The organism is Pedobacter sp. Leaf216 (genome assembly GCF_001421515.1).
In the GTDB taxonomy this organism is placed as follows: domain Bacteria; phylum Bacteroidota; class Bacteroidia; order Sphingobacteriales; family Sphingobacteriaceae; genus Pedobacter.
Window position 1 is genome coordinate 24,663 of the sequence record NZ_LMKM01000016.1, and the last position, 14,673, is coordinate 39,335.

Genomic DNA, 14,673 nt, shown 5'->3' on the forward strand with positions numbered 1-14,673 from the left:
GTTAGAAAATTAATGCTAAAAACACACATCTTATCGTTATGATTTGTGCTTTTTATGCTAAAGTAGTTTTTTTATTTTCTTAACAACTGGCAAAAGATTTCTTTCACATCATTTAAAGCTAAAAACGGCAGATTAAATAATCATAAGATTAAAAAAGAAAGTTCATTTATCTTTTAAATAACCTCACAGATTTTACCTTTGTGATCAACCACAAATTCTCCAATCCTTTTTACAACCTAAATATGAAAAAATATTTCAATAAAGTTTTACTGCAACTGATATTTACGGTTTCCTTTTTATCCCTGGCCAATGCGCAGGTAAAAAAAGAAGCCAGTGTAAACATTACCGGCGAAATTACAAAACCATACGTGCTAACTTTATCAGATTTTGCCAAAATGCCAAGGGTAGAAATAATTCGGAAAGATCGTGATGATAAAGACCATCAATATTCTGGTGTACTATTGACCGATTTACTCATAAAGGCGGGCGCAACAATGGGGAAGGAGCTTAGGGGGAATAATTTAACTAAATATGTAATGGTAGAGGCCAGCGATGGATATCGGATTATTTTTTCACTGGCCGAATTAGACCCGCAATTTTCTGATGATAAGATTATTTTAACAAATACAATGGATAAAAAACCACTTCCTGTTGCTGATGGACCTTTCAGAATTATTGTGCAAAATGAGACAAAGCCGGCAAGATGTATAAAACAGGTAACCAGCATTAAAATCGGCTTTGCAAAGTAACATTCACTGTAAATTGTTAATTTAATAACATGAATCCATTTAAAATTGTCCGCATTGGGTTTTTATTGTTGATTTTTCTTGCTGTACATTTCTGTGCATCTGCTCAGAAATTGCGGATTGCCGTAGCGGCCAATGCACAAGGACTGATCAAAAAACTTCAGCTCGATTTTAAAAAACAAACAGGGATCGAAACCGAAGCCATTATCGGAGCATCTGGTAAATTAACGGCGCAGATTATGAATGGTGCACCATATGATCTTTTTCTTTCAGCTGATACCGAATTTCCGGAGAAACTTTTTAAAGCAGGTTACGGAATCAAAAAACCAAAAATTTATGCCCTCGGCAGCCTGATTGTTTGCAGTACTTTTGATGGTGATATCAGCAACTGGCAGGCCATGATTAAAAGTGAGCAGGTTAAAAAGGTGGCTATAGCGAACCCAAAAACTGCCCCATATGGAAGGGCTGCTCAAGAATCTCTAAAGTTTTACCAATTGGAGGGCCAAATTGCACCTAAATTGGTATTTGCAGAAAGTATTTCTCAGGTAAACACCTATCTCCAAACAGCTGTAGTAAGCATGGGTTTTACAACTGAGGCTTTTTTATATGAAAACAGCGATAAAACCAAACTTAAATGGACAAGAATTAACCCGGAAAGTTATGCCAGGATTGAACAGGCTGTTATCTTATTGGCTAATGCAAATAAGACAGGTTTGGCAAAAGCGAATAAATTTTATGATTATCTTTCATCGGCATCAGCCAGAAAAATAATAGCAAGCAATGGTTATCATCTGCCAAAATAGAAAAAAATGGATATGGAACCGATTTGGTTAAGCATCAGGCTAGCCATAATTACAACAATCTTTCTGCTCATCATCGGTATTCCAATCGCCTATTGGTTATCCCGTAAACAAACTATTTTTAAGATCATTATTGAGGCTTTTATTACCATGCCTCTCGTGCTTCCACCTTCTGTACTCGGCTTTTACCTGTTATTGGCTTTTAGTCCAAACAATGGTTTGGGCAAGTGGTTACATCAGTATTTCGATTTACAGCTTGTATTTTCTTTTAAAGGACTGGTATTTGCCTCTATTATTTACAGTTTGCCATTTATGGTAAGTCCGATTAAGGCTGCATTTTCGCATCTACCGAGGTCGCTTGCAGAAGCATCTTATGTAATGGGCAAATCAAAACTAAAAACGTTTTTTTATGTCCTTTTACCAAATGTTAAGCCATCTATTTTTACTGCTGCGGTGCTTACATTTGCACATACCCTTGGCGAATTTGGTGTGGTATTAATGATAGGCGGTAACATACCAGGAGAAACCAAAGTAGCCTCTATTGCCATTTACGACGCCGTAGAAACGATGGATTATCATTCAGCAAATTCATATGCACTGGTGCTCTTCGCTATAACTTTTATCATCGTAATTACAGTATTTTTGATTAACAGAAATGCAATTAAAAGCCCTTTCGAATGATAAAGATTGCTATTGGAAAAAAAATCGACGGGCGATACGGCAATTTTGAACTTAAAGTAAACACAGCCTTTAATTTAAACGCCATCACCCGAATAGCAGGCCCTTCCGGAATAGGAAAAACAACACTATTGAAAATTATTGCCGGATTGGTTTTACCAGACAGTGGAACCGTTAGTGTAGAAAATGTGTTATGGTTTGATCAAATAAGTGGTTTTTCAAAAAAAGTTCAAGATAGGCAAATTGGTTTTGTTTTTCAGGATTATGCGCTTTTTCCAAATATGACGGTAGAAAAGCACCTTAAGTTTGGAACGGATGATGAGAGCTTCATTACTCATTTGCTGGAGCTTGGAGAAATGACTCAGCTGAAAAACAGGCTGCCAAAACAACTGTCTGGCGGTCAACAACAACGACTTGCGATACTGAGGGCATTATCAACCAAGCCAAAATTGCTTTTAATGGATGAGCCCTTTGCCGCGCTTGATCAGGAACTAAAAAGCAGGTTGATTACTAAACTTAGCCATTTTTTTGATGAACAGCAAACTACCGTTATTCTGGTTACCCACCAAGATGATCAGTTTATCGATTACAATAGTTACTCGTTTGAACTTAAGGGTATTGGAGATTAAAAGTGTAAAAACCCTTAATATATTGCTGTTTTTCACTTAGATGGACCAAATTTTTATTGAATGAAGGCAGTTTTTTGTGTTTTAATTAAAAATCTTAAAATCATCATTTGCTACTGCAAAAATTGTTTTTTGTTAATAAGCTCACCACTGCATGTTAACCGGATTATTTTTGCCCTGGTACCCTTCAGGTGTTCCTATTTGGAATGGATGGCTCCAACTTAGTTAGGTTGCATCTGCAACCCGCCATTTTAGCTTGATCTCTGAAATAATTGTGGCCATAAAAATTAAGCCTCCTCCAATGATAAGCCGGGTTGTAATGTGCTCACCCAATATAAAATGTGCTGCAAACGCTCCAAAAACAGGTTCAAAAAGATAGATGATGGAAACGCGTTCGGCACTAATGTATTTTTGCGAGATATTCGAAATCGTATACATATAAGCAGTTGAAAATATTGCACAGAAAACAATGCCCATCCAAAAGGTATTTTCCTGAGGAATCCAGATCATGTTCTGTTGGTTCAGACTTAATAAAAATGTCAATATTGCGCAGCTTGCAAACATGGGAACAATGGTTGGGATAATATCCCTGGTTTTCGATTCACGTTCGATCTGAATTAAATATATTGCAAAGAAAAACGCACCAGCAATGGTATAAAGATCGCCTGAACCGATGTTAAAGTTCTCTTTAATCGAAATAATCGACAAGCCAATAAGCGCTACAACCGTAGCAAGCCATATTTTTAATGGAGCTGCTTTTTTGTAAATGATCAACTTAAATACGGGGATCATCACTACGGTAATTCCAGCTACGAACGAACATTGTGATGCAGAGGTATGCGTTATACCAAGCGTTTGTAAGTAAATACCGAGCATTAATGGAATAGCCAAGCCAGCACCGGTTTTAAAGGCAGTTAAATTCAGATTTTTTACATGTTTCCAGAAAATAATTGATAAAACGAATGTTGCCAGCAGGAAGCGGTAAAATAAGAAGAGCGCGGAAGGATTTTGTCCGATAGCGAGTTTAGTTACAGAAAAGGAAATTCCCCAAAAGGCAGTTCCAAATATTAACAATATAAGAAAAGTGTTTTTCTTTTCCATTATGATTTCGATTCACTAGTTAATACCAAAGCTTTTTTCATCATCAGGTCCGTCTGCTCATCATCACCCAGCCAAAAGGTATGCTTGCTAAAAGTTTCAAAACCGTTTTTAGTGTAGAATCCTATCGCTCTTTCGTTTTGTTCCCACACACCAAGCCATACATATGATGCACATATTTGATGCGCACGATCAATGGCTTTTTGATAAAGAAACTGTCCAACCTTCTGCCCGTGGAATTCTTTAATGACGTAAATGCGCTCAATTTCAAGCGCATCCAGATCTAGTTTTTCTGTTTGAGCTTCTTTAAGATTAATCTTTAAATAACCGATTATATTGTTGTCGAGTATGGCAAAGTAAATTTCAGAGTCTTTATTGCTGAGCTCCAGATTTAACTTTTCTATCGAAAAACTTTCCTGAAGGTATTTTTGCATATTTTCCTCACTGTTGAGTTCGGCAAAGGTTTGGCCAAACGTAGTTTTACCTATTTGCTGAAGTTTTATTACATCCTGAAGTGTTGCCCTAACAATTTCGATATTTTCCATGGCACGAATGTAATTACTTATTAAATGTGTTAAAATGCTATTTATTCATTTATTAATGCATAAATTGCATTAATGGATTTACAGCGGATTAAATATTTTTTGGTGCTTTCAGAGCAGCTTCATTACTGGAAAACCGCAGAGAAAGTTAACATTACACAATCTGCGCTTAGCCGACAGATCCAGTCGCTCGAAAATGAACTTGGTTTACAGCTTTTTGACCGGAATAAGAGAAATGTTAAACTCACACCTGCCGGTCAGTTTTTAAAAGAGAAATGGGAAGTAGAGCTGAGTGAGCTCGATTATATACATCAGTTTGCAAAACAGATCCATTTAGGCGAACGTGGTGCCATTACCATCGCACATCCTGATTCGATATCAGCGTCTATAATGCCCGATATTCTGGTGAAAATCAGTCAGGTATTTCCTCAACTTCAAATTAAACTGGTGCAGGTTTTATATGAGAATCAGCTGGATTTTTTAAAGAACTATAAAATTGACCTGGCCATTACCAGAGACATTAATAGTGAGGCGGGGATAAATTCGAGAAAATTGCATTCTGATCATTTGGCTTTGGTGGTTCCGGAAGAACACGCATTAAAATCATTTGGTGATTTATCGGCCGAAAGCCTCCGCAACGAAAAATTTATTCTGCCAACCAGGGATGAGGGGAGTAGTTATAGCGAAATTATTCATTCCCTGTTTAGGTCTTACGGTTTCGTGCCGGATGCATTTCTGCACTCAGAATTTGGTTCAACAATTATAGCATTGGTAAGGAGAGGGCTTGGAATCGCAATTTTACCAGATTCTTATCTTTTTCATCAAAGTCCGGGTTTGCGGTTTATTCCTTTGCCTTTTAAAACTGATATATTCATTAATTGGCGTGCTGATGATCATAATCCGGTGCTTGCCAACATTTTAAATCTACTGATTGAACATTATGGCGGGCATGAAGAACGCTAATTGATGCTTTTTTAATGTAACAAAAAAAAGGTGCTACCTTAACGATACCACCTATTTTTTTTATGGATAATATGATTTTATTTACTTAAAGAAGCAGTTTGTAAGATTGTTTCAGGAGTATTCATTTCTGTTTTTGAAGCAGAAAAACGATCTAAATCCAATTTTTGTGTTCTACCCATTACCAGGTTATGGTTTTGTGTTGCTCCGCTTAATTTAAGGTCAGAATGATCTTCGATAACGGTATATAAGCTTTCTGTATTGGAGTTTATTTTAGCTACAGCATTTCCTTTTAAAAATACCTGAAGATATTTTACATCAAGTTTACCTGCTGTTTTTACCACAACATTATCTGATGCCTGTACGCGGTAAATATCATTTACAAAAACGGTAACTTTTGCCAGGCCTTTATCTGCCGAAGATATTTTAAGGTTATAACCATCCTGTATAACTTTTACTTTTCCGGTATTGTCATCACTATAAGTTATGCCTTCAGTTCCGTTTTGAATAAGTGTAACTTCTACATTGCCACTTACCATAATTTTATTAAAGTTTTTTGGTGCAGAGATTTTAACAGGTTGTTTTTCGTTTGCTGTTACATTGGTAACAAAGATTGATGAAGTTAAAACGATTGCTGCGAATAAAGTTTTTGCGAGGGTTTTGATAGCGGTTTTCATAATATTGTTGTTTATATTTTTAATTAATATTTTGTGATTGTTTGATAATGAGACGCTGTTAGTTACAAGACGTTTCAGTGATTATTGGTGCTTTATACCAACGCAGCTTAATTGTCGACGTACAGGTTTTATAAATCGGCCAAAATCAGTTCATTTTATCTTCAGATAGGAATTTATGGATACAACCAGCTGATCAATTAGACGGTAAACGCTGTAATTTTAATTAGCGAATGCAGTAATCATTTGGTAACTTTATATCAACTTCTATTCACTTTGATATAATACTTAATCGATTTAGGAATAAACGGATTAATTTGTGTAAAACAAGTGTTAGAAGATTAAACAACAGTTTTTTAAAAAAAGAAATATTCGTAGATTGGCGAAATTATACATCCCTACATTGCAAAATTCTAATAAATTAATCCTCTCTGATATGGAGGCAATAGGCAAAATACCCGCTGTTGCCAATATTTTGGAAATTGTTTGCCGAACAACTGGTATGGGCTTTGCCGCTATTGCCAGGGTAACTTCTGATAAGTGGATTGCCTGTGCCGTACTTGATGAAATTAATTTTGGCCTTGAGGTTGGTGGCGAACTGAATCTTGAAACAACGATTTGCAACGAAATCAGGCAGCATCATCAATCTGTTGTGATCGATCATGTAGATCAGGACCCTGAATTTAACCACCACCATACGCCTTTATTATATGGCTTTCAAAGTTATATTTCGACACCTATAAAGTTAAAAAATGGTGATTTTTTCGGAACGCTTTGCGCGATTGACCCTAAACCTGCTAAATTAAAAAATCCAACAATTACGGGCATGTTTGCCATGTTTGCCGATTTAATTGCATTTCATTTAGATGCGCTTGAAGAACTTGCCCAGGCAGAAAAAAAATTGAAGAAAGAGCAGGAAGTAGCAATTTTAAGAGAACAGTTTATTGCTATTTTAGGTCACGATTTACGAAACCCATTAAATGCAATATCAAGCAGTGCACAGCTTCTATCCCGTTTAAATTTAGATGAGCGAGGTGGCCGGATTACAAAAATTATTAAAGATTCATCTTTTAGAATGAACGGGCTGATTGAGAACATGCTCGATTTTGCTACTGGCCGCTTAGGTGAAGGCATTACGCTTAACAAAACACCGGATGAAGATTTGGAAAAATTGCTGGTTCAGGTGGTAGATGAATTGCAAGCCATTTGGCCGTCAAGAAACGTTAAACTGAATTTTACGCTAGATCATCCTGTTAATGCCGATGGCAAGCGTTTGGCACAACTTTTTTCTAACCTGCTGGCCAATGCCTTAAATTATTCTCCGGCAGATTCTACGGTAGAAATTACCGCATATAGTAATGCAGAAGAATTTAACCTGTGTGTAGCAAATAAAGGCAAGCAAATTCCTGCTGCTGCTATGGAGCGTTTATTTCAGCCTTTTTCGAGGGGCGAAGTAGAACCTAATCAAAAGGGGTTAGGCCTTGGTTTATATATTGCTTCAGAAATTGCAAGTGCGCATAAAGGAACCCTTGATGTTTCATCCACGCCCGAAAAAACCTGTTTCACTTTAAGTATACCTTCAGAAAAATGACCATTGTTAGCGATAGCCTCCCAACATCAACCCTCTTAGATTTGAAGGTTGGAAATGAAATTTCAGATAATCAGCATTCTGGTATTATTAAAAGTATTAAAATTAGTGAAACGGATGAATTTTTAATGTTTCTATTTCAACTGGAGCATAAAAACATCATCGTAAAAAAGCTTAAACAAATCTGCTAGTTTACATTAGCCGGAAGATACCTCAATAGTAATTAAGGTAAATTATAATCTCATTCAAAACTGTATGTTTTTCCTGCCTGCGTTTTAAAACTATAAACAAAGTCTTTTCCTGATTTCTTTTCTTCTATACCTTTACTTTTAAGTGCATTCGGACTTCTAACTATGCAATCTTCACCAGATAATGATTTGATGGATAACTTCACAATTTTACCACTTTTCCATTGCAGGTTAGCGATTTCGAAATTGCCTCTTGCTCTTAAGCCCTGAATACTTCCTTCATCCCATTTATCGGGTAGTGCAGGTAAGAACTGCAATTCTCCGGCCTGGCTTTGTAATAACATCTCCGAAATGCCCGCCGTATATCCAAAATTTCCATCGATCTGGAAGGGTGGATGTGCACAGAAAAGGTTTGCATAAATACCTCCACCTTTATTGTAATCAGTACCCGATCCGCCCACCGGGGTAATAAAATTCTGTAAAATTTTGTAGGCGTGATTGCCATCCTGTAACCTTGCCCAGAAGTTCATTTTCCAGGCCATAGACCAGCCTGTTGATTCGTCGCCACGGGCAGTTAAAGTAACGCGTGCCGCTTTGGCCAGTTCTGGTGTTTTAATGGTGCTGATCTCCCTGCCAGGGTGAAGGCCAAAAAGATGAGAGATGTGTCTGTGCTGATCTTTCGGATCATCGCGATCGGTTTCCCACTCCTGTAATTGTCCCCATTTTCCAATTTTAGGTTTCAGTAAATGCGCTTTAAGATCGGCGATGTGTAGTTTATATTCTTTATCTATTCCTAAAATTTCGGCTGATTCAATGTAGTTGGTAAATAAATCATATACAATCTGCTGATCGTGCGTAACCCCATCTTCAGTAGGGCCATGCTCAGGCGACCAGCCCATTGGCGAAACCAAAGTACCATCTAATCTTCTTTTTAAATGATCATCCCAAAACTCAGCGATTTCTTTAATAATCGGGTAAGCAAAATTCTTTAAATAATTTTTGTCTTTCGTAAAAGCATAATGTTCCCAAAGGGCCTGTGCATACCATGCGCTTCCAGGTGTATTCCATAAAAAGCTCATTCCGCCAAAAATATTGTTCTCGGTTTTAACTGTCCAGCCCCTTGTATTAGGGTATTGTTTGCGTGTGGCGATAGCACTTACCTCCCGCATACTGTTAATGTAATCAAGATAGGGGATTTGACACTCTGAAAGGTTTGTAGGTTCGGCAAGCCAGTAATTCATCTGGATATTGATGTTCGAATGGTAATCGCTTCCCCATGGTGGCGTGTTGCTTTCATTCCACAAGCCCTGAAGGTTTGCCGGTAAACCTCCTTTTCGCGATGAACTGATCAGTAAGTACCTTCCATATTGAAAAATTAAAGATTCTAATCCCAAATCAGCCTTCTTTTTATAATCAATTAACCTTTGGTAGGTTGGAAGTTTATTTTGCATTAAATCGGCCTGGCCTAATGTGATAGCAACACGGTTAAATAAAGATTGATAATCCTGAACATGGTTTTTTAATAATGATGAATAAGATTTAGTTGCCGTTTGTTTAAGAATCGTTTCTATTTTTGTTCCTGGTTCTTCACCTTTCCAATTTTGCTCGCGTTTGTTGCTGTAATTTGTCGCTCCGGTTAAAATAATCGTAATGGCATCGGCACCATCTACCTTTAGTTTGTCACCGTCATTATCTTTAACCGAATGACTGCTTCCATTTTCAATTTTTACTAAGGCAGTGGCCTGGTAAGACATTCCGTTAGGTAATTTACCCGTAAACTCAATGGTATTCCCTTTTACTGTAATATCGCCCTGATGTGCATTTTTAAGCCTGATTACAGCCGAGTAGGCAGCTTTTTTACCAGCCGTTAGCCTTAAAACCATTACTTTATCCGGGAAGCTGCAAAAATATTTACGGTTATAATTTGTTCCATTTTGCGTGTAACTGATGGAATATATGGCATCAGCAAGGTTGAGTTGACGTTTATAGGCTGTAAAGTTTTTATCTTTTTGATCAAAATCTATAAATAAATCACCGAAGGCCTGATACATCCCCCGGTCGTTTTCGTCACCTGTCCAAAGTGTATTGTCGTTAAACTGAACATGCTCCTGGTTTACACCTCCAAAAATCATCCCGCCGATGCGGCCGTTTCCGATGGGATATGCTTCTGTCATCCATTTTGTTGCAGGCTTATCGTCCCAAAGTAAAAGTGGTGATATAGTTTTCTTTTGTGCGGAAACACCATTTGAAAAGCCAATGGCCAACAACAAAAGTAAAGTGCAATGAATAATTTGCCTGGATTTAAAAAGCATAGAACATTTGATTAGTGTGTATCCAAATATATAGATAATCAAGTGATTGTACTGTTATTTGCATATGGGAAAGCATATTGATAATTGGCATTATATTCAGTTATTTAAGCATCGGTATTAATGACATCAAAACTTTATTTGGTAACTATTGTGATATTTTAAGTTGGATTTTAATAGATTTTATATATTTGATAGTACATACTAAAACGTTTTATGTAAATGAAATCGCTAACCAAATTTATCTTCCTGTGCTTATTTTTAAACGTAGCGGGCATATATTATGCTCAGAGCCAAACGAAAACATCATTTACCAAATATGTAAATACATTCATTGGTACAGCACCTTTAACCGACCCTAAAATTTTGGGTTACGAATTGCCACAGGGCTGGCGATCATGGGCGGGTTTAACCTTTCCTGGGAGTTCCCTTCCAAATGCAATGGTGCAACTGAGTCCGATTACCGAATTTGGATCTGGTGCAGGCTACGAATATGAAGATGATACGATTTATGGTTTTGCGCATACCAATAAGGGGCATTGGAACCTGTGCAACATTCCGATTTTACCGTTATCTAATCCAGGAGATAAATATGGATCTAAATTTTCGCATAAAAATGAAAGTTCGGCACCTGGTTTTTATCAGGTTTACCTTGATGATTATAAAGTGAATGTCAAACTTACTTCTACTTTAAGGGCTGGATTTCATCAATACGACTATAAAAATAACAGCGACAGGCAAATTTTATTCCTTTTGGGCAAAGCAAACAGTGGCGTTTCTACATGGAATATTGAACAGGTGGGTAATGCTGCGGTACAAGGTTTCCAGGGAGGTGAAAACATTTATTTTTATGCTACGGTTAACGGAAAAATCGAAAAGCTCGATCAAACGGATAAGGGAAAACGTTCGGGATTTGCCATATTACACCTTGCCGATGGCAGCAAAGGACCTGTTGAACTTAAAATAGGCTTGTCGTTTGTAAGTACCGCTAATGCCAAAGAAAACCTTGAAAAGGAAATTGGTGATAAGACTTTTACGCAAATCCGAAATGAAGCAACAGCTAAATGGGAGAGTCTGTTAAGTAACATCGAGGTTAAAGGTGGCTCTGAGAAACAAAAACAAATGTTGTATTCTTGCTTGTACCGTTCTTTTTTATGGCCTGCGTTGAGGAGCGATGTAAATGGCGAATTTAAAGATGCCAGGCATAATGTAGTGAATGGTAACTTTAATTATTATACAGAACCTTCACTTTGGGATACTTACCGAAATAAAGATGTGCTTTTAGGCTTAATTACTCCTAAAGTTACGTTAGATGTAATTAAATCGATGAAAGATGTTGGTGACAAAACAGGATTTATTCCAACTTTTTTTCATGGTGATCATGGTGCATCATCTATTGCCGGAGCTTATTTAAGGGGAATAACCGACTTTGATATTAAGGGCACTTACCAGATTTTATTGCGCAATGCGAATGTAGAAGGTGGTGCGCGTCCGTTTATAAAGGAATACATAGAGAAGGGTTACATTTCTGACCCTGATGTTAAAAATCCACATGTAGAAACCAAAGCAAAAGCCGGGGTTTCTAAAACATTAGAATATGCGTATGATGATTACTCGCTGGCACAGCTTGCAAAGAAATTGGGCGATAGCAGCAATTACCGTATCCTGATGGCCCGATCTAAAAACTATAAAAACATGTTCGATCCTGGTACCCGTTTTATGCGGGGCAGGTTGGAAAATGGCGATTGGATTAAACCTTTTAATCCACAGTACCCTTATTATGAGTATATGTACAGGGAGGCAAATGCCTGGCAAGTTTCTTTTTATGCCCCACATGATATGCAAGGTTTAATTGAACTTTATGGTGGTGCGAAAGGTTTCGAATCTAAGTTGGATTCGTTGTTTACTTTGCCATGGAACCCAAAATATATTGCCCGCAACGTAGAAACCATGATTGGACAATACTGCCAGGGCAACCAGCCAGATCATGAAGCGCCTTTTGCCTATACATTTATCGGAAAACCTGAGAAATCGCAAAAAATAATCGATAGAATATTGAATGAACTGTATGGAATAGGAAGTGACGGTTTAGCATTATCTGGTATGGATGATGCCGGCGAAATGTCGGCCTGGTATGTATTCACTTCATTGGGTTTATATCCTTTCTCGGCTACCGACCCAAATTATATTGTTACAGCACCTCTTTTTGATGAGGTGAAATGGAAAACGAGTAGCGGTAAAGTATTAACCATTAGTAAACCTGGAAAAGGAAGGGCAATAACTACCATTAAAGTAGATGGAAAGGTAAATCAGGGGTATTTTATTTCTCATGATTTGTTTAAGAATGGAGGGAAGGTTGAGGTTGATACGAAGTAATGTTATCAATTATTTTTTTGGTTTTTAACACGGTCGTCATTCTCGCGCATGCGGGAATCTTACTGCGATCGTTATTTTTGCTTTATCACATCCGCCACTGTGAAGGCACAAAGCAATCTCATTAGTTATTTTGGTTGGCTTTTAACACGGTCATCATTCTCGCGCATGCGGGAATCTTAATGCGATTGTTATTTATGCTTTATCCCATCCATCACTTTGAGGCAAGAATCAATCTCATTAGTTATTTTGGTTGGTTTATAACACGGTCGTGATTCTCGCGCATGCGGGAATCTTAATGCAGTCGTTATTTTTTGCCCTTCAATACGTCCATCATTATGAGGCACAAAGCAATCTCATTAGTTATTTTGGTTGGTTTTTAACACGGTCGTCATTCTCGCGCATGCGGTAATCTTAATGTTTTCGCTCCGCTCGGGCTTGCCTCGGTTAGCCACCGAGGGGCTCTTACTTTTGGCTTGGCCCAAAAGTAACAAAAACCCAAGGCTTGGAACTGATGTCGGATAAATTCGTTAAAGCTTTTTGGTCGTCAGCACAAGTTCTTACTTTTGGCTTGGCCCAAAAGTAACAAAAACCCAAGGCTTGGAACTGATGTCGGATAAATTCGTTAAAGCTTTTTGGTCGTCAGCACAAGTTCCGCCGGAGGAGGCGGAAAGTGTGTGCTGCCTCAATGCAGTGATGAAGGAAAAGGTATTGATAAAGCTTTAACGTTTTCTCCTTCCATCATTTCCTAGGCCGGATAACAGGGAGCAAATAGCAGGGTGCAGATAGCGGGGGTTTAAATAGCATGATGCAGGGAATGCGTTAAATCCGTCATTGCGAAGCTGGGGGAGAGCGAGCTGAAGCAATCTTTTCAGTTTTAACTTGCGGTCGTCATTCTCGCGTATGCGGGAATCTTAATGCGATTGTTATTTTGCTTTATCACATCCGCCACTGTGAGGCAAGAATCAATCTCATTAGTTATTTTGGTTGGTTTTTAACACGGTCGTCATTCTCGCGTATGCGGGAATCTTAATGCGATTGTTATTTTGCTTTATCACATCCGCCACTGTGAGGCAAAATGTAATCTCATTAGTTATTTTGGTTGGTTTATAACACGGTCGTCATTCTCGCGCATCCGGGAATCTTAATGCGATTGTTATTTTGCTTTATCACATCCGCCACTGTGAGGCAAGAAACAATCTCAGCAGTTATTTTGGTTGGTTTTTAACACGGTCGTCATTCTCGCTCATGCGGGAATCTTAATGCAATCTTTATTTTTTCCCTTTAATACATCCGCCACTGTGAGGCAAGAAGCAATCTTAATGCAATCGCAACGTTCCATATACTTTCAAAAAAAGCCATAAATAGCAAAATAGTGTTCTTTCGTATTATAATTCTGACAAATTTGCTTTATTCTGTTAAATATGAGCTCGTTTTGACTAATAATTCTGCTTAATTTGTAGATTTGACGAAATGTCACCCGACAAACTGCGCGATAAGGAAGAATTAAAGTATCTAGAAGACCTTAAAAATGGCCATCGCCATGCTTTTGACTTTATTTACGCCAGGTATAGTAAAATGTTGTTGCCAAAAATGCAGCGCATGATTAAGCTCAATGAAGTCGTTGATGAGCTTATGCAGGATGTTTTTTTAAAAGTTTGGACGAGCAGGGAAGAAATAGACCTTGATAAATCTTTCAAAGGTTGGATTTTTACCATTGCACAAAATGTTATTTACGGCTATTACCGAAGGTTAGCACTTGATGTAAAAATGCAAAGGCACTTGATTAAAACTTTTGCTGAATTTTATAACCAAACGGAAGATTACATTTTCAACAAAGAAAGAATTGAATTACTTAATCAAGCCATAGAAAAACTCCCTGCGCAACGTAAAGAGATATTTAAACTTTGCAAAATAGAAGGTAAAAGCTACCAGGAAGCTGCCGAAATCCTATCATTAAGCCCATCTACCGTAAGCAACCAATTGGTTAGTGCTACAAAATACATTAAACGTTACGTCTTTTTTCACGCTCAAGAATTTATTATTTTCTGTATTGCAGCCTATTTAAAGGGTTAAAGAAAATATTTTTAA

General features: G+C 37.6%; 12 protein-coding genes. 8 read left to right on the top strand and 4 right to left on the bottom strand.

Features of this window, described 5'->3' with window-relative positions; genetic code table 11:
• Positions 1-242: 242 nt before the first annotated feature.
• From ASE74_RS14085 to ASE74_RS14100, 4 genes are read left to right on the top strand one after another with little or no spacing between them, the layout of a single operon-like run.
• Entirely contained in the window at positions 243-749 is a 507-nt protein-coding gene (locus tag ASE74_RS14085) for a molybdopterin-dependent oxidoreductase (protein ID WP_055910272.1), read from the top strand.
• A gap of 29 nt (positions 750-778) precedes the next feature.
• On the top strand, positions 779-1,549 hold the full coding sequence (gene modA / locus ASE74_RS14090; protein ID WP_055910274.1) for a molybdate ABC transporter substrate-binding protein: 771 nt from the start codon (positions 779-781) through the stop codon (positions 1,547-1,549).
• Between the two features lie 12 nt (positions 1,550-1,561).
• Positions 1,562-2,227 (top strand): molybdate ABC transporter permease subunit, encoded by a 666-nt coding sequence (modB, locus tag ASE74_RS14095; RefSeq protein ID WP_235526096.1) that lies wholly within the window; start codon positions 1,562-1,564, stop codon positions 2,225-2,227.
• The gene (locus ASE74_RS14100) at positions 2,224-2,853 is read left to right on the top strand and encodes a sulfate/molybdate ABC transporter ATP-binding protein (protein WP_055910280.1); all 630 of its coding nucleotides are present in this window, start codon (positions 2,224-2,226) and stop codon (positions 2,851-2,853) included. The genes modB and ASE74_RS14100 overlap by 4 nt, the downstream gene beginning before the upstream one ends.
• A gap of 222 nt (positions 2,854-3,075) precedes the next feature.
• Here ASE74_RS14100 and ASE74_RS14105 read toward each other — a convergent pair whose 3' ends face one another.
• Together ASE74_RS14105 and ASE74_RS14110 are read right to left on the bottom strand one after the other, a co-directional pair.
• A complete protein-coding gene (locus ASE74_RS14105) occupies positions 3,076-3,951 on the bottom strand; it encodes a DMT family transporter (RefSeq protein WP_055910283.1) in 876 nt (291 codons plus the stop codon).
• A complete protein-coding gene (locus ASE74_RS14110) occupies positions 3,951-4,493 on the bottom strand; it encodes a GNAT family N-acetyltransferase (protein WP_055910286.1) in 543 nt (180 codons plus the stop codon). The genes ASE74_RS14105 and ASE74_RS14110 overlap by 1 nt, the downstream gene beginning before the upstream one ends.
• Before the next feature lie 72 nt (positions 4,494-4,565).
• Between ASE74_RS14110 and ASE74_RS14115 the strand changes: the two genes are divergently transcribed.
• Positions 4,566-5,453 carry a LysR substrate-binding domain-containing protein gene (locus tag ASE74_RS14115; protein WP_055910289.1) on the top strand — a complete coding sequence of 296 codons (888 nt, stop codon included), beginning with the start codon at positions 4,566-4,568 and terminating at the stop codon, positions 5,451-5,453.
• A 77-nt stretch (positions 5,454-5,530) separates the two neighbouring features.
• Here the strand turns inward: ASE74_RS14115 and ASE74_RS14120 are convergent, their stop codons facing one another.
• Positions 5,531-6,127, bottom strand: coding sequence for a GIN domain-containing protein (locus tag ASE74_RS14120; protein ID WP_055910293.1), 597 nt, complete (start codon positions 6,125-6,127; stop codon positions 5,531-5,533).
• Between the two features lie 400 nt (positions 6,128-6,527).
• Here ASE74_RS14120 and ASE74_RS14125 point away from each other — a divergent pair, with 400 nt between their 5' ends.
• Entirely contained in the window at positions 6,528-7,715 is a 1,188-nt protein-coding gene (locus ASE74_RS14125; protein ID WP_082458788.1) for a GAF domain-containing sensor histidine kinase, read from the top strand.
• Between the two features lie 238 nt (positions 7,716-7,953).
• On the opposite strand, the gene ASE74_RS14135 is transcribed toward ASE74_RS14125, so the two are convergent.
• Positions 7,954-10,212 carry a glycoside hydrolase N-terminal domain-containing protein gene (locus ASE74_RS14135; RefSeq protein ID WP_055910303.1) on the bottom strand — a complete coding sequence of 753 codons (2,259 nt, stop codon included), beginning with the start codon at positions 10,210-10,212 and terminating at the stop codon, positions 7,954-7,956.
• 219 nt (positions 10,213-10,431) lie between these two features.
• On the opposite strand from ASE74_RS14135, the gene ASE74_RS14140 reads away from it, so the two are divergent.
• The gene (locus ASE74_RS14140; protein WP_055910306.1) at positions 10,432-12,585 is read left to right on the top strand and encodes a GH92 family glycosyl hydrolase; all 2,154 of its coding nucleotides are present in this window, start codon (positions 10,432-10,434) and stop codon (positions 12,583-12,585) included.
• 1,470 nt (positions 12,586-14,055) lie between these two features.
• Positions 14,056-14,658, top strand: a complete 603-nt coding sequence (locus ASE74_RS14145) for an RNA polymerase sigma factor (RefSeq protein ID WP_055910309.1) — start codon at positions 14,056-14,058, stop codon at positions 14,656-14,658.
• Positions 14,659-14,673 lie beyond the last annotated feature (15 nt).